Source organism: Synechococcus sp. MIT S9220 (assembly GCF_014304815.1).
Taxonomy (GTDB): domain Bacteria; phylum Cyanobacteriota; class Cyanobacteriia; order PCC-6307; family Cyanobiaceae; genus Synechococcus_C.
Genome location: NZ_CP047958.1, coordinates 1,031,459 through 1,050,686, shown reverse-complemented (window position 1 = coordinate 1,050,686; position 19,228 = coordinate 1,031,459). Strand labels below are relative to the sequence as shown.

25 protein-coding genes are annotated in these 19,228 nt (G+C 56.7%); 16 read left to right on the top strand and 9 right to left on the bottom strand.

Annotated features, from left to right (window positions below; genetic code table 11):
* Positions 1-20: 20 nt before the first annotated feature.
* From SynMITS9220_RS05540 to SynMITS9220_RS05530, 3 genes are read left to right on the top strand one after another with little or no spacing between them, the layout of a single operon-like run.
* Entirely contained in the window at positions 21-923 is a 903-nt protein-coding gene (locus SynMITS9220_RS05540) for a phosphoribulokinase (protein WP_067094961.1), read from the top strand.
* 34 nt (positions 924-957) lie between these two features.
* Entirely contained in the window at positions 958-1,302 is a 345-nt protein-coding gene (locus SynMITS9220_RS05535) for a hypothetical protein (RefSeq protein WP_255483242.1), read from the top strand.
* Positions 1,299-2,135, top strand: a complete 837-nt coding sequence (locus SynMITS9220_RS05530) for an A24 family peptidase (RefSeq protein ID WP_186991308.1) — start codon at positions 1,299-1,301, stop codon at positions 2,133-2,135. The genes SynMITS9220_RS05535 and SynMITS9220_RS05530 overlap by 4 nt, the downstream gene beginning before the upstream one ends.
* Before the next feature lie 6 nt (positions 2,136-2,141).
* Here the strand turns inward: SynMITS9220_RS05530 and SynMITS9220_RS05525 are convergent, their stop codons facing one another.
* Positions 2,142-2,690 (bottom strand): ferritin, encoded by a 549-nt coding sequence (locus SynMITS9220_RS05525; protein ID WP_067094967.1) that lies wholly within the window; start codon positions 2,688-2,690, stop codon positions 2,142-2,144.
* A gap of 274 nt (positions 2,691-2,964) precedes the next feature.
* On the opposite strand from SynMITS9220_RS05525, the gene accD reads away from it, so the two are divergent.
* The 7 genes from accD to SynMITS9220_RS05490 all read left to right on the top strand — a co-directional run bounded on the left by accD (position 2,965) and on the right by SynMITS9220_RS05490 (position 9,783).
* Positions 2,965-3,846: an acetyl-CoA carboxylase, carboxyltransferase subunit beta gene (accD, locus tag SynMITS9220_RS05520; RefSeq protein WP_186991306.1), complete on the top strand. Its 882-nt coding sequence runs from the start codon at positions 2,965-2,967 to the stop codon at positions 3,844-3,846.
* Positions 3,847-3,917: 71 nt separating this feature from the next.
* On the top strand, positions 3,918-4,253 hold the full coding sequence (locus tag SynMITS9220_RS05515) for a hypothetical protein (RefSeq protein WP_186991920.1): 336 nt from the start codon (positions 3,918-3,920) through the stop codon (positions 4,251-4,253).
* Between the two features lie 31 nt (positions 4,254-4,284).
* On the top strand, positions 4,285-5,364 hold the full coding sequence (locus tag SynMITS9220_RS05510; RefSeq protein ID WP_186991304.1) for a Gfo/Idh/MocA family protein: 1,080 nt from the start codon (positions 4,285-4,287) through the stop codon (positions 5,362-5,364).
* 116 nt (positions 5,365-5,480) lie between these two features.
* Positions 5,481-6,230 carry a histidine phosphatase family protein gene (locus SynMITS9220_RS05505; protein WP_255483241.1) on the top strand — a complete coding sequence of 250 codons (750 nt, stop codon included), beginning with the start codon at positions 5,481-5,483 and terminating at the stop codon, positions 6,228-6,230.
* Between the two features lie 312 nt (positions 6,231-6,542).
* Entirely contained in the window at positions 6,543-7,610 is a 1,068-nt protein-coding gene (locus SynMITS9220_RS05500; protein WP_186991300.1) for a class I fructose-bisphosphate aldolase, read from the top strand.
* 127 nt (positions 7,611-7,737) lie between these two features.
* Positions 7,738-8,811 (top strand): class II fructose-bisphosphate aldolase, encoded by a 1,074-nt coding sequence (gene fba, locus SynMITS9220_RS05495; RefSeq protein ID WP_066905468.1) that lies wholly within the window; start codon positions 7,738-7,740, stop codon positions 8,809-8,811.
* A gap of 291 nt (positions 8,812-9,102) precedes the next feature.
* On the top strand, positions 9,103-9,783 hold the full coding sequence (locus SynMITS9220_RS05490; RefSeq protein ID WP_186991298.1) for a TMEM175 family protein: 681 nt from the start codon (positions 9,103-9,105) through the stop codon (positions 9,781-9,783).
* A gap of 10 nt (positions 9,784-9,793) precedes the next feature.
* Here SynMITS9220_RS05490 and SynMITS9220_RS05485 read toward each other — a convergent pair whose 3' ends face one another.
* From SynMITS9220_RS05485 to purS, 3 genes are read right to left on the bottom strand one after another with little or no spacing between them, the layout of a single operon-like run.
* On the bottom strand, positions 9,794-10,768 hold the full coding sequence (locus SynMITS9220_RS05485; RefSeq protein ID WP_186991296.1) for an LD-carboxypeptidase: 975 nt from the start codon (positions 10,766-10,768) through the stop codon (positions 9,794-9,796).
* A gap of 3 nt (positions 10,769-10,771) precedes the next feature.
* Positions 10,772-11,425, bottom strand: a complete 654-nt coding sequence (purQ, locus tag SynMITS9220_RS05480) for a phosphoribosylformylglycinamidine synthase subunit PurQ (RefSeq protein ID WP_067094988.1) — start codon at positions 11,423-11,425, stop codon at positions 10,772-10,774.
* Positions 11,422-11,676, bottom strand: coding sequence for a phosphoribosylformylglycinamidine synthase subunit PurS (purS, locus tag SynMITS9220_RS05475; protein WP_067094991.1), 255 nt, complete (start codon positions 11,674-11,676; stop codon positions 11,422-11,424). The genes purQ and purS overlap by 4 nt, the downstream gene beginning before the upstream one ends.
* Positions 11,677-11,743: 67 nt before the next feature.
* On the opposite strand from purS, the gene SynMITS9220_RS05470 reads away from it, so the two are divergent.
* A complete protein-coding gene (locus SynMITS9220_RS05470) occupies positions 11,744-12,127 on the top strand; it encodes a hypothetical protein (RefSeq protein WP_255483240.1) in 384 nt (127 codons plus the stop codon).
* Here the strand turns inward: SynMITS9220_RS05470 and SynMITS9220_RS05465 are convergent, their stop codons facing one another.
* The gene (locus SynMITS9220_RS05465; RefSeq protein WP_186991294.1) at positions 12,128-12,832 is read right to left on the bottom strand and encodes an SDR family NAD(P)-dependent oxidoreductase; all 705 of its coding nucleotides are present in this window, start codon (positions 12,830-12,832) and stop codon (positions 12,128-12,130) included.
* 5 nt (positions 12,833-12,837) lie between these two features.
* Here SynMITS9220_RS05465 and SynMITS9220_RS05460 point away from each other — a divergent pair, with 5 nt between their 5' ends.
* Complete coding sequence (locus tag SynMITS9220_RS05460) at positions 12,838-13,449, top strand: isoprenylcysteine carboxylmethyltransferase family protein (protein WP_255483239.1); 612 nt, start codon at positions 12,838-12,840, stop codon at positions 13,447-13,449.
* Positions 13,450-13,518: 69 nt separating this feature from the next.
* Entirely contained in the window at positions 13,519-14,127 is a 609-nt protein-coding gene (locus SynMITS9220_RS05455) for a hypothetical protein (RefSeq protein ID WP_115126318.1), read from the top strand.
* Positions 14,128-14,138: 11 nt separating this feature from the next.
* On the opposite strand, the gene SynMITS9220_RS05450 is transcribed toward SynMITS9220_RS05455, so the two are convergent.
* The 3 genes from SynMITS9220_RS05450 to SynMITS9220_RS05440 are packed head-to-tail and all read right to left on the bottom strand — an operon-like array spanning position 14,139 to position 16,116.
* Complete coding sequence (locus SynMITS9220_RS05450; RefSeq protein WP_255483238.1) at positions 14,139-14,495, bottom strand: MliC family protein; 357 nt, start codon at positions 14,493-14,495, stop codon at positions 14,139-14,141.
* Between the two features lie 5 nt (positions 14,496-14,500).
* On the bottom strand, positions 14,501-15,586 hold the full coding sequence (gene cobW, locus SynMITS9220_RS05445) for a cobalamin biosynthesis protein CobW (RefSeq protein ID WP_186991292.1): 1,086 nt from the start codon (positions 15,584-15,586) through the stop codon (positions 14,501-14,503).
* Complete coding sequence (locus SynMITS9220_RS05440) at positions 15,586-16,116, bottom strand: pentapeptide repeat-containing protein (RefSeq protein ID WP_186991290.1); 531 nt, start codon at positions 16,114-16,116, stop codon at positions 15,586-15,588. Before SynMITS9220_RS05440 ends, cobW begins: the two co-directional genes overlap by 1 nt.
* A gap of 87 nt (positions 16,117-16,203) precedes the next feature.
* Between SynMITS9220_RS05440 and SynMITS9220_RS05435 the strand changes: the two genes are divergently transcribed.
* Genes SynMITS9220_RS05435 through ilvD form a run of 3 tightly spaced genes read left to right on the top strand, consistent with a single transcriptional unit; the run spans position 16,204 to position 18,865 of the window.
* A complete protein-coding gene (locus SynMITS9220_RS05435) occupies positions 16,204-16,821 on the top strand; it encodes a uracil phosphoribosyltransferase (RefSeq protein WP_186991288.1) in 618 nt (205 codons plus the stop codon).
* A 24-nt stretch (positions 16,822-16,845) separates the two neighbouring features.
* Positions 16,846-17,142 carry a hypothetical protein gene (locus tag SynMITS9220_RS05430; RefSeq protein ID WP_067095008.1) on the top strand — a complete coding sequence of 99 codons (297 nt, stop codon included), beginning with the start codon at positions 16,846-16,848 and terminating at the stop codon, positions 17,140-17,142.
* Between the two features lie 52 nt (positions 17,143-17,194).
* Positions 17,195-18,865 (top strand): dihydroxy-acid dehydratase, encoded by a 1,671-nt coding sequence (ilvD, locus tag SynMITS9220_RS05425; RefSeq protein WP_186991281.1) that lies wholly within the window; start codon positions 17,195-17,197, stop codon positions 18,863-18,865.
* Here the strand turns inward: ilvD and SynMITS9220_RS05420 are convergent, their stop codons facing one another.
* The gene (locus SynMITS9220_RS05420) at positions 18,866-19,228 is read right to left on the bottom strand and encodes a hypothetical protein (protein WP_186991280.1); all 363 of its coding nucleotides are present in this window, start codon (positions 19,226-19,228) and stop codon (positions 18,866-18,868) included.

The following is a 19,228-nucleotide window of genomic DNA, read 5'->3' as shown; positions in this document are numbered from 1 at the left end:
GGCCAGATCTGCCTCCGTCGATGTCGAAGCGTCACCCCGTCGTGGCTGTCACCGGTTCCTCAGGTGCCGGCACCAGCACCGTGAAGCGTGCCTTCGAGCACATCTTCGCGCGTGAAAGCATCACACCGGCTGTCGTTGAAGGCGACAGCTACCACCGCTTTGAGCGGATGGCCATGAAAGATGCCATGGCTGATGCTTTGGCAAAGGGCGAGAACTTCTCCCACTTCGGCCCTGAAGCCAACCTCTTTGACAAGCTTGAGGAACTGTTCCGCGTCTATGGAGAGACAGGCGGTGGGCAGAAGCGCTATTACCTGCACAGTCCAGAGGAAGCCGCTGAGCACAATTCCCGCTTGGGAGTCGATCTCAATCCAGGCCAGTTCACCCCCTGGGAAGACATCCCAACTGGCACAGACCTGTTGTTCTACGAAGGGCTTCACGGTGGCGTGAAAGGTGATGCCTACGACGTGGCATCACTTGCCGATCTTCTGGTGGGTGTGGTGCCGATTACCAACCTCGAATGGATCCAGAAGATCCACCGCGACAATGCCGAGCGCGGCTATTCCGCCGAGGCGATTGTGGACACCATCCTGCGCAGGATGCCTGACTACATCAATCACATCTGTCCTCAGTTCAGCCGCACCGATATCAATTTCCAGAGGGTCCCAACGGTCGATACCTCCAACCCATTCATCTGCAGGAACATTCCCAGCCCGGATGAGAGCTTTGTGATCATTCACTTCCGCAAGGGTGCTCGAGAGAAGTGGGGGATTGACTTCAACGATCTTCTGAACATGATCCACGACTCATTCATGTCCAGCCCCACCAGCATCGTGGTGAACGGCGGCAAAATGGGTTTTGCCATGGAACTGATTCTCACTCCAATCATCCACCGCATGATTGAAGAGAAGAAAAAGATGAACTGATTTCTGTTCATCAATAGCCCCAATCAGTCCTATCGTGGGCTCATCTGATTGTTCAGGTGAGCCTATTTCTGTTTCACCTCCCTCCTTCCTGATCGCGGGAGCCGGCAGAAACGCCAGCCTCACTCCACGCTGGGACCGAGTGGACAGCAGACGCCTGATCGCTTTGGCCCGAAAAATTTATTTCCAACATCTGAGCGAATCAACCCATTCGCTCGACCCCTGCGGAGTTGTCGTGAAGATCAATCTCACCGAGGGGCGTGTGGTTCTCGAGGCTCCAACGCTGTTGCCTGATGAACAATTCATCAGTGCAGAACTGATCAGTCGAAGGCTAAGGCGACCACGCAATCCCAAAGAACGGGTCAAGGGGCAAGGGTCTTGAACCCACTCCTGGTTTCGATCGTGCTGCTCACAGGAGCGTGTGTTGGCAGCTTCATTAACGTCGTCACCTGGCGACTTCCGAGAGAGGAGTCCGTTGTTTGGCCAGGCAGTCACTGTCCTCGCTGCGGTCATTCCGTGCGATGGCACGACAACATTCCCGTGATCGGCTGGCTGGCATTAAGAGGACGCTGCCGCAACTGCGATCAACCCATCTCTGCTCGCTACCCCCTCGTGGAGGCTCTCACCGCAGGGTTATGGCTGAGTGCGGTGTGGGCCATGGGCTTCAGCGTTGACACGTTGTCATCAGACCCCGTGACGACTCTCGTCACGCTGGTGGGCGGAGTCGTGCTGATCAGCCTGTTAATGCCGCTGGTGCTGATCGACATCGATCACCTTTGGTTACCGGAACCGATCTGCCGCGCAGGAGTGATCACAGGACTGCTGGCGAGCGCGCTGGTTGCTGCCTTTGGACATCCGGAGATCGGCAAGAGCCTTCTGTTCAATCATCTGCTGGCGTCAGCCGCGGGGTTACTGGTGCTGGAAGGTCTCAGTGCTCTGGCGGAACGCTTGGTGGGACAGCCTGCACTGGGATTGGGTGACGCCAAACTGGCAGCCATGGCAGGAGCCTGGCTGGGACTGGCTGGACTGGGAATGGCGATGGGGATCGCGGTGATCTCAGGAGCGATGTTCGGGGTGATTGGCAGGATCATCGGACGCCTGCAACCCAGACAACCTTTCCCGTTCGGCCCCTTCATTGCCCTGGGGATTTGGTTGGTCTGGTTGATGGGCCCTCAATGGTGGTGGAGTCAGTGGGTGGCACTGATCGGGTCGTGAACAAAATCAGACAGCCGCACCACCACCAGCGCCTGCAATATCAAAAGCTCCTCCTGCTTTGACGTTGGCCAGCAAAGTTCCATCGAGAAATTGCTGATCAAGCAAGATCAATGCCGCTGGACTGGAATCGGCCAAGCGCAGTCGTTTCAGAACAAATCGAGCTTCGGATTCTTCCTGCAGCTGCTCACCCACAAACCAATCGAGCATGGCTGTGGCAGTCCTATCCCCTTCATTTTCCGAAAGCGTATAGATATTATTGATCGACTTGGTGACAGTTTTTTCCATCTCATACACCTTGTCAAAAAGCGTTTTAACAGACTGCCACTCCCTCTCAGGCGACTCAATCGTAGGCAGCTGAACATTACATTCGCTATCAACTAGATAGGCAATGAATTTAGAGGCATGGCCTCGTTCCTCAGTGCTTTTGTTGAGCATGTAGCTAGAGAAACCAATTAAATCTCTCTCACGCAACCAAATCGACATCGCCAGGTAGGTATGACTAGCCTGAAACTCAAGCGCAAGATGTTCATTGATTGCCGAAGTATGCGATGCCATCAAAAGAATGCCAATAATTTTTTATAGACAAACAACCGCATGTAAGCCCTAGAGCAAAGATTAAAAACGGCCGGAATCACACCTCTTGAGTGACAAATGTTACGCGCCAGTACCGCCTACTTCGGTGCTCGATTGATGGTGTGACTGTGAGCGGAATTAAGACAAAAAATTCCATCAACATCGTCTTGAAAAGGCTCCTGGAAAAGAAGAGAAGCCCCGATGGCATAATTCTTGGACCGGTCCGTCTTTTAATGGGCTGGTCTGGATTGTCCCCGTGTCTCTTTTCGACTGGTTCGCTGATCGCCGCAAGGGTCAGTCCGTGGTCAAGGTCGCGCAAGAACCCGAGGAGGGGGATGGTCTCTGGAGCAAATGTCCTGAGTGCTCCCAGGTGGTCTATCGCAAAGACCTTCTGGCCAACGCAAGTGTTTGCGGCAACTGCAGTTATCACCACCGCATCTTCAGTGCTGAGCGAATCGCGATCATTGCCGACGAAGGAAGCTTTGAACCGCTTGACGAAGACCTGACTCCTACTGACCCGCTTGGGTTCAAGGATCGACGGGCCTATGCCGATCGTCTGCGGGAAACCCAAGCCAGCACAGGGCTTCGCGATGGGGTGATTACGGGATTGTGCCGAGTGGACGAGATCCCCATGGCCCTTGCGGTGATGGATTTCCGTTTCATGGGCGGATCCATGGGCTCGGTGGTGGGAGAAAAAATCACCCGGCTAATCGAGGTGGCCACAGCCAAACAGCTTCCCTTACTCATCGTCTGTGCCTCCGGAGGCGCACGCATGCAGGAAGGCATGCTGAGCCTCATGCAGATGGCCAAGATTTCCGGAGCGCTGGAACGCCATCGCGAAGCGGGTGTGCTTTACATGCCGCTGCTGACGCACCCCACCACAGGAGGCGTCACGGCGAGCTTCGCCATGCTCGGCGATTTAATCCTCGCCGAGCCCAAGGCTCTGATCGGTTTTGCCGGCCGGAGAGTGATTGAACAAACCCTGCGGGAGAAGCTTCCCGATAACTTCCAGACGGCCGAATACCTCCAAGAGCATGGGTTCGTTGACACAATCGTGCCGAGAACACAGCTGAAGAACACCTTGGCAACTCTTTTAAGCCTGCATGGCTGTCGACCCGAGATCGCCGTCGAGGCATGAACACCAATCTGAGGACACGAGTCCATCAGTGGCTGACATCAGCACTGTTGGCTTCACTGGTTGTGGTTTTAATGCAGATGGCTTTCGCTCAGCCGATTTTCGCCGGTCCTGTTGATTGGCGTGAAGTGCCATCAACCAGCGAAGGGCAGCAGTGGTGGGACGCAGGAAGCGTCCGCAGAACAAGAGAGGGCAATGTTTCGGTTCTCAGTCGATACAGCCTGAAAACCGAGGATGAATCGCCTGCCCTGGGGACTCTTGTGGTGATGGAAATCGATTGTGATCAGTCGCTCTATCGAGATACACAGAAGAACGGACTACCCCGCTTCAGGGCTGACTGGGAAGCGCCGGCCAAGGATGATCTGATCACCGAAGTCATCAACGCCGTTTGCAGTTCAGAACTTGTCTAACTGCATCCCTGTATCCGCCGCCCGCTTTTCAATGGCTCCCAGTCCGATCTCTCAACGCCCGATTGGTGTTGCCATCGCCGGCCTCGGCTTCGGCGAATCGGTTCATCTGCCCGCTCTGCAGAACGTTCCCGAGCTGGAACCTGTCGCTCTCTGGCACCGAAGGCAGGATCGACTGGATGAGGCCTGCAGCAACTCCGGCCTGAAGGGTTACCACTGCTGGGACTCACTCCTTGAGGATTCCCGTGTCGATGCAGTGATCATTGCCACACCCCCGGCACCTCGTTTTGATCTGGCGATGCGAGCGCTGAAGGCGGGGAAACATCTGCTGCTTGAGAAGCCCGTCGCCCTGAATGCGCAGGACGTGGCGGATCTGCAGCGCGAAGCCATCGGCAGAGGTCTCAGCGTTGCTGTGGATTTCGAATACAGGGCAGTTCCCCTGTTTCAACAGGCAGCACGCCTTCTCGAGCAGGGAGCTGTGGGGACCCCCTGGCTGGTGAAACTGGATTGGTTGATGAGCAGCAGAGCCAACCCGCAACGAGCCTGGAACTGGTACTCACAGGCCAATCAAGGTGGAGGCGTCATCGGAGCGCTTGGCACCCATGCTTTTGACACCTTGGCGTGGTTGATCGGCTCTGTTGGAGAACCACAGGCCATGACACGCACCTCCATTGCACAGCGACCCGATTGCGAAGGCAACATGCGGCCGGTTGATGCTGACGACATCGCCCTGATCAATGTGGACTTAGCGACCCATCAAGGTGGGACCGTCGCCGCACAACTCGCCCTGTCCTCGGTTGCCCGCAATGGTCGTGGTTGCTGGATTGAGATCTACGGATCCGAGGGCAGTCTGGTTCTGGGGAGTGAGAACCAGAAGGATTATGTGCATGGCTTTTCGCTCACCTTGCAACAAGGCGGAGATGCGCCTCGCAACGTCCAACCGGATGAGGATCTGCGCTTCGCGACGACGTGGAGTGATGGACGCGTCGCACCGGTCGCGCGTCTTCAGAGCTGGTGGGCGCAGAGCATTCAAAAGGGCCATCCGATGGTGCCTGGCCTTGCTGAAGGTCTCGCGAGCCAGCAGGCCTGTGACAGGACGTTGACATCACGTTGATTCAGACAACGAACTACACACCTTCAACTTCGTATCAACAGTGACGGCTTTGCGTGACTTTGAAAATGCCACATAAATATGAAATCGCTTTAATCAATATGAATTTTCTTTGATCAATGATCAAAAAAGCAACCTGTTTTGCAGCCCTCCTCTTGATGGCGGCGTGTTCATCTGGAACGGTCAGCAAGGATTCAGCCAAGGACCAATCAGCTTCCAGCAACAGCGAGGTTGAGGCCTATGAACAAAACGAGACCACCCTTTCTGGCGAACAGAACAACAAAGATTTCGTCAACACAGTCGACGACAAGGCTCTCGTTAGCGCGCTGAGGGATGGCGGTCATGTCATCTACATCCGTCATGCCAAAACCACGAAGGACTGGGGCGACCAGGTCAGCCCAGAACTGGATCTCGCTGATTGCAGCACTCAGCGTCGCCTGAGTGATGAAGGCAAGGCTGATGCCAAAACGATCGGTGAAGGCATCAAGGCCGCAGGCATTCCTGTTGGAGATGTCATCTCAAGCGACTACTGCCGTGCGTACAACACAGCTGATTTGGCTTTCGGCACCTACACCAAGAACTCAAATCTGAATTTCCTGCCCTGTGTTGAGTGCACTCCGGAGGATTACGAGAACTACGCCAAGCGCGTTGCTCCCTTGATGTCCGCGAAACCTGAAGGCGGCAAAAACACATTCCTCGTTGGACACGATGACCCCTTCCAGGGTGTGACGATGCCGGTTGTTCCAACCAATGGAATTTATCCCGCACCCATGGGTGTTGCCTACGTTGCAAAGCCCCTCGGTGATGGCAATTTCGAGCTGGTTGCCAAAATCCTTCCCAATCAGTGGCAGGCCCTCTCTGAGCTTTGATTCGGCCTACTCCTGATTGAGACTTCAAAGACCAAAAAGCTGGCTCCTTGAGGAGCCGGCTTTTTTATGCAACACAGTCCAGAACAAAGCGAGCTGGATTGAGGAGAAGGAATTGACACCAGCTTGTCGGCTGTAAGGACAAGTGACATCAGCCTGAAATCGCTTAGCCCAGTTACCAGCGCGCTGCAACCAATCAGGACAGCAACAATCAAATGTTTCAGCTACTACGTAGCAAATCTCACTTAAGGGTGTAAACAGAGAGGCTTAGGTGTCCTTCTGGACCCCGAGACTCTCTCAATTCCGAAGAATCAAATGGCACTGTCTGATTATTCCTCCGAACTGATTGCAACCGCACAATCTCTCGCCTCACCTGGCAAAGGGATTCTTGCTGTGGATGAATCCACCAAGACCATCGGCAAGCGCTTGGGCTCCATCGGAGTTGAGAACACCGAAGCCAATCGCCAGGCCTATCGCGGAATGCTCTTCACCGCAGCCGGTCTCGGAGACTTCATCAGCGGAGCCATTCTTTACGAAGAGACCCTCTTCCAAAACCATGCCGACGGCGAGTCCATGGTCAACAAACTTGGCAAGTTGGGCATCATTCCCGGCATCAAGGTTGACATGGGCCTCCGTCCGCTCGTCGGCGCAGGCTCGGTTGAAACCCTTTGCACTGGTCTGGACGGACTGGTCGAGCGTGCAGCCGACTACTACGCACAAGGAGCACGCTTCGCAAAATGGCGCGCTGTTCTGCAAATCACCTCTGACGGCTGCCCCTCACCTCTGTCTGTTCGGGAGAACGCCTGGGGGCTGGCTCGTTATGCACGCTCAGTCCAGGAATCAGGTCTTGTGCCGATTGTGGAACCAGAGATCCTGATGGATGGTGATCACACGATCGAAACCACAGCCCGAATTCAGGAGCACGTGATCCAAGAGGTGTATCACGCTTGCCAGGCCAACGGTGTTCTGCTTGAAGGAACCCTGTTGAAGCCCTCAATGACCGTGCAGGGAGCCGATTGTTCCGAGAAAGCAGACCCAGCCAAAGTGGCGGCCATGACCGTGCGCACTCTGGAGCGCAGCGTCCCAGCAAGCGTTCCCGGCATCGTGTTCCTGTCCGGTGGTCTGAGCGAAGAAGCTGCTTCGGTTTACCTGAACCACATGAACACCATCGAGCGCAAAGCGAAATGGAATCTTGGCTTCTCTTACGGAAGAGCACTGCAGCACTCCTGCCTGAAGGGATGGGCTGGCACGAACCTGGAAGCCGGCCAGAAAGCACTGCTGGCACGCGCCCAGGCCAACTCTGAGGCCTCACTCGGTCGCTATGTACCCGGATCACAGCCCTCCTCCGATGAGCAGCTGTTCGTAGCGGGCTACACCTACTGATCCAGCATCACGCACACCCTGACATCGCTTGCGAGACAGGCACGCGTGACAAATTGAACACCACTCAGGTAAAGTCTCGGCCCTACGGACCTTTTAGTCCGATAGGGCTTTTTTTTGGACTTTCTCTATGGCGCTCGTTCCGCTTCGGCTTCTGCTCGACCATGCTGCCGAAAACGGCTACGGCATTCCTGCATTCAACGTCAACAACCTTGAACAGGTGCAGGCAATCATGGAAGCGGCCGACGAGACCGATAGTCCGGTCATCCTGCAGGCTTCCCGTGGCGCACGCAGCTACGCAGGTGAGATCTTTCTGCGCCACCTGATCCTGGCTGCCACTGAAACCTATCCCCACATTCCCGTGGTGATGCATCAGGACCATGGCAATGCTCCTGACACCTGCTATTCGGCAGCAATCAATGGATTCACCTCCGTGATGATGGATGGATCCCTCGAAGCTGACGCCAAAACACCCGCCAGCTACGACTACAACGTTGCTGTCACCAAGCAGGTTGTTGATTTCGCTCACTCCGTTGGCGTGAGTGTCGAAGGTGAGCTGGGATGCCTGGGCTCACTGGAAACCGGAAAAGGTGAGGCTGAAGACGGCCACGGCTTCGAAGGTGAGCTCTCCAAGGACATGCTGCTGACAGATCCAGCAGAAGCTGCGGATTTCGTGGCCAAAACCAAGTGCGACGCACTGGCCATCGCGATCGGGACCAGCCATGGTGCTTACAAATTCACCCGCAAACCCACCGGTGAAGTGCTGGCAATCAGCCGAATCGCTGAGATTCACAAAGCGATCCCCAACACGCACCTCGTGATGCATGGCTCCTCTTCCGTGCCCCAGGAGTGGTTGGAGATGATCAACAAGCATGGTGGTTCAATTCCTGAAACCTATGGGGTTCCTGTGGAGGAAATCCAGGAAGGAATTCGCAACGGTGTTCGCAAAGTGAACATCGACACCGACAATCGCCTTGCCTTTACTGCGGCAGTGCGTGAGGCGGCGATCGCCGATCCAGCCAATTTTGATCCCCGCCATTTCAACAAGCCAGCTCGCAAATACATGAAGCAGGTCTGTCTCGACCGCTATCAGCAGTTCTGGGCCGCAGGCAACGCCAGCAAGATTCAACAGCAGAGCATCACCTACTACGCCGGCCTCTATGCCAAAGGCGCACTGGATCCCAAAGCTGCTGTTGCTGTCTGATCAACTTGACCACGCAACTTGCATCGAACAGGGGCCATCAGGCCCCTGTTTTTTTACGGCTGTTTGAGGCCTTCAAAGATTCAGCGGCGTCTCGCTCAATAGCGAATCAAACCTGCGTCAATCATGATCAGCCCGAAGCAACCTGATTGAACAAACCAATCTCAGGGAGCAGATGACGAACAAAGAGACTTGCAACACTTGATTCAGTGATCACACTGATCGAATCAGAAAAGAGGAGGTGAGCCAATAGAGAGGTGAGATCTACCATGAGAATCCTTTGATCAATCTCGAATGGACGGCGAACAGAATTCAATCTCGCCCGTTCAGCGGCGATCATTCGACCGACTGATCAACTTCACTGATGCTGTTGTTGCGATTGCCATCACTCTTCAACTGCTTCCGCTGGTTGACATCAAATCGACAAGTGGTGAATCGATATGGCAAGTGATTAGCGACAACTCATCTCAGATTTTTGCATTTTGGCTGAGCTTTTTAATCCTTTCTGTGTTGTGGCTTAAGCACAATCAGGTCTTCAATTCGATGAGAACTTTTGATGGAATAATTTTTTGGCTGAATTCATTATGGATGGCATTAATTGTTTTCCTTCCCTGGCCCACAGCACTCTATGGTTCATTGAATGATGGGCAGATGATTGCAAGCAAGGGAGTCGGCCTTCTCTACTGGTGGACTCTTGCATTGATTAGCGGCATTGGATGGCTTATCGCAATCCATGCCTGGCAGAAGCCCGAGCTGCTTGAGCAGTCAGCCCTCATCAAAGGTCGTGAGGGTTCAGGACTCAAAAAATATCGAGGGGCAAGCTTCGTTGCCGCCTTTCTGTTGATTGGCCTGGCCGCAGAATTTTCGCCTCAATTCGTGCCCTATCTGACTCTTGGAATGATTCCAATGGACTTGCTGTTGAGAAAAAAGAAAAGAGGCAAAACCCGAAGAAATGAGGCACGCAACAGACGCTGAACGAGACCCTTTAGGCCTGCAGTGTGAGTTGGCCTGATGATGCATCGAGCAATGCTTCGCGTCCAAGAGGCAGTGCCCAATTCGGCAGACCATGACCAAGGGGAAGATCCATGACAAGAGGTACGCCGAGATCACTGAGACGTTCGTCAAGGATTTCCGGCATGGAGAAATCGCCAGGGAGAACATCGTCTTCTTTCCAGCTGAAGCGACCACAGGCCACTCCGGCCAAACCCTTGAACAGACCAACGCTGCGCCACTGAGTGAGCATGCGATCCACTCGATAGGGCGCCTCGCCCACATCCTCGAGCACCAGAATCGCCCCTTTGAGCGAGGGGAACCAACGGGTCCCAATCAGATGGGTGGCAACCGTGAGGTTCGTAACCACCAGTCGTCCCCGTGCCTGACGACCGCGACGTCCTCGTCCTTGCAATGGTTGCGTCGGTCGTCCGCTCAGCAGGTCAACCGTGCGTTGCCACTGCTCCTCGACTCCCCAGGCAGAGCCATGAATGGCTCCCAGCAGACCGGCCTGCCACTGGGCGAGTAGCAGAGCACTGCTGTCAGAGAAACCCAGAGACCAAAAGGGGCGATCAGGAAACCGCAGGCCAGACTCCAGCACACGCGCTGCACCCCAGCCACCTCCCACGTACACCACGCCATCGAGAGTGGGGTCGTTCCAGGCGTCTTCGATTGAGGCACGCCGCTGATCATCGGTGGCCGAGAACCATTGCCACTGACCTCTGACGCTCTCTGGAATTTCAAGATGCCAACCTTGGGCGGCGAATCGCTGCAGCAATGGCGTGAAATCCGTTTCAGGATCCATCCACGTGCCTGGATTGATGGCTCTCAGCCGTGAGCCTCGGCGAAGGGGAGGCACTGGCCGAGGTTGACGCGACCTGGACGCGGCTTTGCCATGACCTCCAGCCAAGGACACAGCAACTCCTGAGCCGGCGGAAAGAGCCAGCGCCAGAAGAGAACGACGACGCATGGGTCAGGAGAGCAGCGCTTCCAGGATGGCTCGACCTGCCGTTCCTCCCGTCTGCTGATCACAAGCACGCTCAGGATGAGGCATTAGTCCGAGCACCGAACCCGAGGCATTGGTGATGCCGGCGATATCCGAGACGGAACCATTGGGGTTCACGCAATACTGCAAGGCGATGGCGTCATCGTCCTGAAGTTGCTTCAGCGTGTCATCACTGCATTGGTAGCGCCCCTCTCCATGGGCAATCGGCAGGGAAAACTGGCTTCCCCGGCCACGGGAAGACAGCCATGGCGAGCGATCACTCGCCACAGAAAGCGCAGTGTCTTCACAGATGAAATGAAGATCACGGTTGCGGGTGAGCGCGCCAGGTAGAAGTCCCAGCTCTGTCAGCACCTGGAAACCATTGCAGATGCCTAGGACCCGTCCACCGGATGAAGCGAAACTGAGCAGTGATTCAAGGACTGGAGCAAATCTGGCGATTGCACCACAGCGCAAGTAATCCCCATAGCTGAATCCCCCGGGAAGGACGACCGCATCAAGACCACTCAGATCACGTTCCTCGTGCCAGAGGTAACGCGTTGGCATCCCCAAGCAGCCCTCGGTCGCCCAACGAACATCACGGTCGCAGTTCGATCCCGGAAAAACGACAACGCCGATGGTCATGACTGGGTCAACTCAAGAGTCCAGTTCTCGATCACAGGATTGGCAAGCAGCCGATCACTGAGCAGCTCCAGATTTCGGCGTGCTTCCGCCTCATCAGAGGCCTCGACTTCCAGTTCCACAGCTTTGCCGATGCGCAGTCGCTCCACACCCTCCACACCGAGACGGGACGCGGCTGCCCTGGCAGCCTCACCAGCTGGATCCAGTACCGATGGGCGCAGGTGCACCAGAACGCGGGCTTGGTAACGCGGCACGAGCTCCGAGCGGCAATTGTTAAATATTGACAGGCCAGGGGACCGCTTTCGTTCGACGAAATGCACGTTGAAAAAAGCCCCTTGCTGCAAAGTCCAGTCCGTGCGCTATCCACTGGCACCTCTCATCCGCTCCATCAGCCAGGCCAGCGTGCTGCTTGCGGCTGGCCTCGGCCTGGCTGCGCCAGCCCAACCCGCAGTCAGCGTGCCCGTGGAATGTCGGCAACAGCATCAAGCGTGGCAAGACTGTCGCTATGAGAGCGATCAACCTGGCAGCAGCTGGCAACTGGCGTTTGAGAACACAACCGTGCGCTTCCACCATGACGGCAGCGGGCGCATGAAGATGCAGCGGAATGGCAACAGCAACTGGACGGGAGTGCAGGCCCGTTGGGTCGCGGAACGGACACTCTGCTGGAACGACATTTGCGCCCGAGGAGAGATCCCTCTGGATTGATCAACGCTCGAGCGCTGCATTAACGGCACATTCAAAAGGCACCGCCGCCGACGGAAGCGTGAGCAGATGCGCGCAGAGACTGGCCAGATCCTCAGGCTGTGTCATTTGCTCGGGAGGCATTGTTTTCACCCCCGCGGCCATTTGGGTATTGACCCAACCAGGGCAGACAGCGGTCACACGAATGTTCTGATCCCAACCCTCGTTGCGCATGGTTTGGCAGAGACCCATCAATGCGAATTTGCTCGCGGTATATCCAGCAAGCGAACCTTTGCAGCGCTTGCCGCTCATCGAAACCAGCACCTGAATCCGACCCCGTCCAGAATCAATGAGGGCAGGCCAGGCAGCCCGAGTCAACCACCAAGGACCCATCACATTCACGCTCCAGAGTTCATCCGGTTCAGCGCGTTGCTCTTCACTGAACAACAGGGGAGTCCGACGCAGGATTCCAGCGCAGTGAATGAGCGTATCCAGGGATCCAAACCGGCTCAGAGCCGTGTCGACAACCCGTTGAGCATCTTCTGGAACACGAGCGTCATAGGGGCATGACATCAGGCGATCGGGCAATAGATCGGGGTCCAGATCGGTTCCCGACAAGGCCTTGGGATCGCGCACTGCCAGGCAGAGTCGCTGCCCTTGCTTGATCAACGTGCGCGCCACCGCGGCCCCGATTCCCCTGTTGGAACCAGTGATCACGACGGTTCTCATGATTGATGGGAGGTCAGAATTGGAGCATGGTCCCACTCAGGAGCAGTCGTGATGGAGACAGCCCCGCCATAAGCGGCTGGAAACAAGCATTCACAGGCTGGGGGTTGAGCTGGGACGGCTGGTTCAACAACCGACGTGGTGAGTGGTGGTTGATGGCACAGCTGGCCCTGATCAGCTGTCATCTGATCCCTGCATGGCCAAATCCGGGGTTATTCGGGATTGCCTGGCCTGCTGCAGCTCAAATCATGGGCCTGATCACCCTGACAATCGGCCTGGGCCTGGCCGTCCAAGGATTTCTGACACTGGGGCCCAGCCTTTCTCCGCTACCGGATCCGAAACCGGGAGCTGATCTGGTCACCACAGGCGTCTATGCACGCTGCCGCCATCCTCTCTACCGAGCGGTTCTGGTCTGTTCTCTGGGAGTGGTGATCGCGTTGGGAAGCATGCTGCATCTGTTGCTGTTTCTGCTTCTGATCAAAGTTCTCACCGGCAAAGCGCGGCGCGAGGAACGCGCACTGCTACGTGAGCTTCCCTCCTATGCGAACTACATGAGGACGACGGCGGCCATCGTCGCCCATTGTCCTGGCCTGGACTGGCGACAACTCGAGGCCAGCTGAACAACCGTTTATTCATTCATCAAGCGATAATCATCCCCCTTAGGACAGGCACGTTTTTCTGCCAACGGGATGCAAATCGTCAGAACTCGTCCTCTGTTCAGCAGCCTGCTCTCAGGTCTGACCCTGGCCATGGTTCTGGCAGGGACAGGTTTGACGTCTGCAGCGAGAGCTGAAGCCAAACCGTTCAAACGGCAATCCTTGATGGCGTTGCTTGAGCCTGAAGCGCCGAAGCCCGATCCTGCTCCCACCCTTGTTCTCGAGCGCACCGATCGTCGGCTGGCAACAACCGGAGATCCCATCTGGAACCTCAAAATCGAGATTCCTGGTGAACCCCTGCGTCGTTTTGACGCTGTCAGTGGCCGAGCCAATCGTCAGAACGCCAATCGTGACCAGCTCGGTAGCCGTGCGCCCCTGCCGATCGGGAATTACAGCGTGGGTGTCGTTGAACCCTTGACCGACGGTCATTACCCCGAGCTTGGTCCTGTATGGATCAGCATCGAGCCCACCTTCACCACCGGTCGCAGAGTGCTGGGGATCCACCTGGATCCCAGCGCGGGGCTTCAGAACGCCAATAGCGGAACTCTGGGTTGCATCGGCCTGGTCAACAGGTCCGACATGCTCGAACTGGCTCAACTGATCGAACGCAGCGGCACGGATCGGCTGGAAGTCCGTAATTAAAGGGCCGCTCTCTAGACCACCGAATCACAGTCCTTCAACGTGACGCGCCACTCACCCTCAGAGTCGCGCTGTTGAAGGAAACCACTGTTGCCTTTGATCCACCAGGTGAGCTCGCGGTCAGCACTGAATCGAGCTCCCGATGCCGAAGCGATCTGCGGCAATGTCAGCTGACGTCCATCCGGCAGTCGCAGACGAACAAACGCCAGAGAACGATCGCGTAGCTCGTAATAGGTCGCCTCAAGCCGCTCGCCACCGCTGCAGCGGTAGCTCACACTCGCCCCCTGTTGAAGCCGTGGTTCTTCGGCCTTGACGGCGATGAACGAATTCCAGAGCCCTCCGAAAAGAGCTGCTATAGCGAACCACCTCAAGCTAATCAAACTCCCTGCAGACAAGTGTTCTGCAAGCGATGTTCGAGTCGCTGGGTGGAATCACTTTGCAAACCGATCACCACCAACTCCAGACCTTGGCTACCAGCAGGCTTCCAGGCCTCAACCGGAGCCGACTCAAACCAGCTCTCCAAACGAGGACCCACCATCTGGATCTGAAGAGGAAGGGTTTTTCCCTGAATCCAGAGCCGTCCCTTCAGCCGGATCACGTCGTGGTCGATCACAAAGCTGCTGAGCAACTGTTCGAGCTGTCCACGCTCGAAGCATCCCTCCAGTTGAATCTGACCGCTGACCGCCTCCACATGGGTGTGATCGTGATGATGATGGCCATGCCCGTGGTCATGGCCATCGTGTGGGGAGTCATCGTCAATGGGCATCGACTGGTGGGCGAGATCCATCCCCAGCACAAGCGCTGGATCGACAATGCCTCGACTGATCGCCAGGGTGCCAGCTCCTGACCTCAGCCGTTCTGCAAGCTGCTGTTGAACTGACTCCAATTGGGAGGCATCGAGTCGATCCGATCGACTGATCAGCACGAGGTCTGCCGCCTCAAGCTGATCCTTAAACAAGTCATCGATGGCAGTGAGGTGATCCAGATTGGGATCCTCCTGACGCTGACGTTCAAGGGCAGCGGGATCACCAACGGGGCTTCCTGCACTGAGAGCTTCCCCGTCCACAACGGTGACCACCCCATTCACATGAACCCGCTTACGGATGGCTGGCCACTCAAGAGCCTGTAGAAGCGGTCTGGGCAGTGCAAGGCCACTGGTCTCCACGACGATTCCATCGAGCTGATCCGAACGCTGGAGCAAGGTCTCCATCGTCGGCAGGAAGTCGTCCTGAACCGTGCAGCACAAACAACCGTTGTTGAGCTCCACCAACCGACCGTCAACCTCGTCTTCAGGGCAGAAGCCACAGCTGCGGATGAGATCGCCATCCAAACCGACCGATCCGAATTCATTGACCATCACTGCCAAGCGCTGGCCGCTGTTCACCAGAAGATGTCGGAGAAGCGTTGTTTTACCGGCCCCGAGAAAGCCCGTGATCACGGTGACTGGAAGCCGTGAAGGCATCAGCGACACCCCAGGGATTCACGGGTGCTAAGACCACTGCGGCTGTTCACACCTGTGGCCCGGCCGCACAACGCCTTGAGCTGGGGAAGGTCGATCACAGCATTGGTGAAATCCGTTCCTTCGATTTCAGCATCGTTGAAGCGACTTTGCATCAACATCGCGTTGGTGAAGTTGGCATCGCGCAGATCGGCTCCGTCGAAGCGACTAGAGAAGGCCACGACATCCTCAAGGTCCGCTCCCCGAAGATCAGCACCCTGGAGCTGCGAGGTATTGATCACAGCACCACGCAAATCGGTCTCGCTGAGATTCACCTCGCGCAGGTCAGCCTTGAGGAATTCCTTCTCTTTGAGATCGCGCCCATGCATATCGGCAGTGATGTCTTGAACAGCCCGTTGCCCGCGCAGCTCAGGAGCCGTGATCGCATCAGCAGTATCACCACCGACCACCAGTCCGATGACGACGAGCAGGCCACACAGCAACGAAGCGATGAAGCGGCGGGAAACAGATTGAAAAAAAGCAGACAAGACCATGGTTGGTGAACGCTCGACAGGTCTTTAGGGACAACTGCCGTAACTTGAGCGGTCACGATATGGCAGACGACTGCCCAGCCACGTGCCATGGCCAAGACTCTCCGGGTGGTGGTACCGCCCCATCCCCTGATCGCACACTGGCTGACCGTGCTGAGGCATGAGGGGACACCACCGGCTTTGTTCCGAACGGCCATGGAGGAGCTCGGACGCTGGCTCAGCTATGAAGCGATCCGCGACTGGTTGCCTCATCGCAGAGATGAGATCAAAACTCCTCTGGCCAGCACGGAAGGAACGGTGATTGAAACAGCGGTTCCACTGCTGGTCGCCCCGATATTCCCGGGAGGGCTACAGCTCTGGGAAGGTGCACGCCAAGTGCTGCCCAGCGCCGAACTTTGCCTGGGAGGTCTGCCTGAAGCGATTGAAGCCCAGGCCGGTGTGGTGCTGCTTCTGGATCAGATCCGTCAAGGCGACGAACTGATCGAACTGCTGCGGCGTCTGGAGCAACTGGGCGTAGAAGCACCGCGGCTGAGGGTGATCACAGCGCTCACCGCCAGCCCAGGACTGAAGCAAATCGGTGAGACCTACCCGGAGATCACAATCCATACAGCCTGTATCGATGCCGACCTCGACGAGCAAGGCCGGATCCTTCCAGGAATCGGTGATCCCCTGCAAAGACTGGGAATCAGAACAGCTCAGCCGCACTAGGCTGGACATATTCAAAGGAAGCCCATGGCGCGGCAGCAGGACTCTGGATCAGGAACTCTGGCCACCCTTGTGAGTGGTGCCGTTCTGGGAGCGGCAGGCTTCGGTTGGTGGCTGCTCTCCGAGGCTGACCGCCGTCGTCGACTTCGCAACCAGCGCTCGATGCTCTACGCACCGCGCATGCAGGACGGTAGTGAGGCCTTCAGCGCCGGGGATCGTCCAGAACCCGACACCGACAGCCACCTTGAAGCTCGCGTCGAACAGCTGAATTCCGCGATTGCAGATGTGCGCCGTCAGCTTGAAGATCTCGGCTCCAGACAGTGACAGAGCGGCCGGTAGGTTGACCGAAGTGAATCGCCGCAACGCGAGATCGTCCATGCTCCGCTCCGATGCCGTCACCAAGGGGATCCAGCGTTCCCCTAACAGGGCGATGTTGCGAGCCGTGGGCTTTGGTGACCAGGATTTCGGCAAACCGATCATCGGGATCGCCAACGGCTACAGCACGATCACGCCTTGCAATGTGGGCCTGAACGATTTGTCGAAGCGTGCAGAAGCGGCAGCACGCCAGGCCGGAGGCATGCCTCAGATGTTCGGGACGATCACCGTCAGCGATGGGATCTCCATGGGCACCGAGGGGATGAAGTACTCCCTCGTTAGCCGTGAAGTGATTGCCGATGCGATCGAGACGGCCTGCAACGGCCAGAGCATGGATGGCGTGCTTGCCGTTGGCGGGTGCGATAAGAACATGCCCGGCGCCATGTTGGCGATGGCCCGGATGAACATCCCGGCGATCTTTGTCTACGGCGGCACAATCAAGCCGGGAAAACTGGGTGGATGCGATCTCACCGTGGTGAGTGCCTTTGAGGCCGTGGGTCAGCTCACGAATGGCAAGATCGACATGGACGAACTCATCGCCGTCGAAAAAAATGCCTGCCCTGGAGCTGGAAGCTGCGGCGGCATGTTCACTGCCAACACGATGAGTGCAGCGATCGAAACCATGGGGCTCAGTCTCCCGTGCAGCTCAACGATGGCGGCTGAAGATGCTGAAAAAGCCGACAGCGCTGCTCGGTCAGCGGAGGTCCTTGTTGAAGCGGTGAAAGCGAATATCAGGCCTTTGGATCTTCTGACCAGAGAGGCCTTTGAAAATGCCATCAGCGTGATCATGGCCGTTGGCGGCTCAACCAACTCGGTTCTGCATCTGCTCGCCATCGCGAGAACGGCCGGAGTCGAATTGACCATCGATGACTTTGAACAGATCCGCCAGCGGGTTCCGGTCTTCTGCGATCTGAAGCCGAGCGGTCGATACGTCACCGTTGATCTCCACAGAGCAGGCGGCATCCCACAGGTGATGAAACTGCTCCTGAATGCCGGCCTCCTGCATGGAGATTGCCGAACGATCGAAGGAAAGACGCTGAAGCAGCTGCTCAAAGATGTGCCTTCAGCCCCCCCCGCTGATCAGGATGTGATCCGCCCGATCAGCCAACCCATCTATCAGAAGGGACACCTGGCCATTCTCAAAGGCAACCTTGCACTTGAGGGCAGCGTCGCCAAGATCAGCGGTGTCAAATCACCTGTACTGACGGGCCCAGCGAGGGTTTTTGAAAGTGAAGAGACCTGCCTGGAGGCCATTCTTGAACGCAAGATCAAGGCAGGAGACGTTGTCGTCGTGCGCTATGAGGGGCCAGTGGGTGGACCTGGTATGCGCGAGATGCTGTCACCCACTGCAGCCATCGTTGGTCAGGGGCTGGGAGAAAAAGTGGCCTTGATCACTGACGGTCGCTTCAGTGGTGGTTCCTACGGACTGGTGGTTGGGCATGTAGCCCCCGAAGCCGCCGTCGGAGGCAACATCGGACTGGTTGAAGAGGGCGACAGCATCACCGTTGACGCCAATCAACTTGTGCTTCAACTCAATGTGGATGAAGCCGAACTGGAGCGCAGACGCGCTGCCTGGAGCAGTCCGCCGCCCCGCTATCGAACCGGCATTCTTGGTAAATATGCACGTCTTGTCAGCTCCAGCAGCAGGGGAGCGGTCACAGATCAACCCTGATCAGACCAGCAGGGCTCTGAGACGTCGAGCAAGGGCTTCAAGCGGTGCTCCATCGGGTGGAGCAGAGCAACGCTTGCCCGTTTCAGCATCCATCCAAACAGGGTGCTGACCGTGCCAAAGCATCGGCCTTGCAGGTTGATCAACCCAGGCAAGGGTGAGATTGAGATCCTCGCCACTGCGATACAGCTCAAGCTCGAGATCGAGCTCTTCGAGACGATTCCCGTCTCCATCACGACATTCGATCCGTCCTCGGTAGTCATCGAGCGTTGCATCCTCGGCAGACAGGACGGCATGAAGCACAGGCTTGCGGCACAGGTCTGCTGCGGAGGCGATCAACGTCTCAAGCGCAGAGCAAGCACTCAT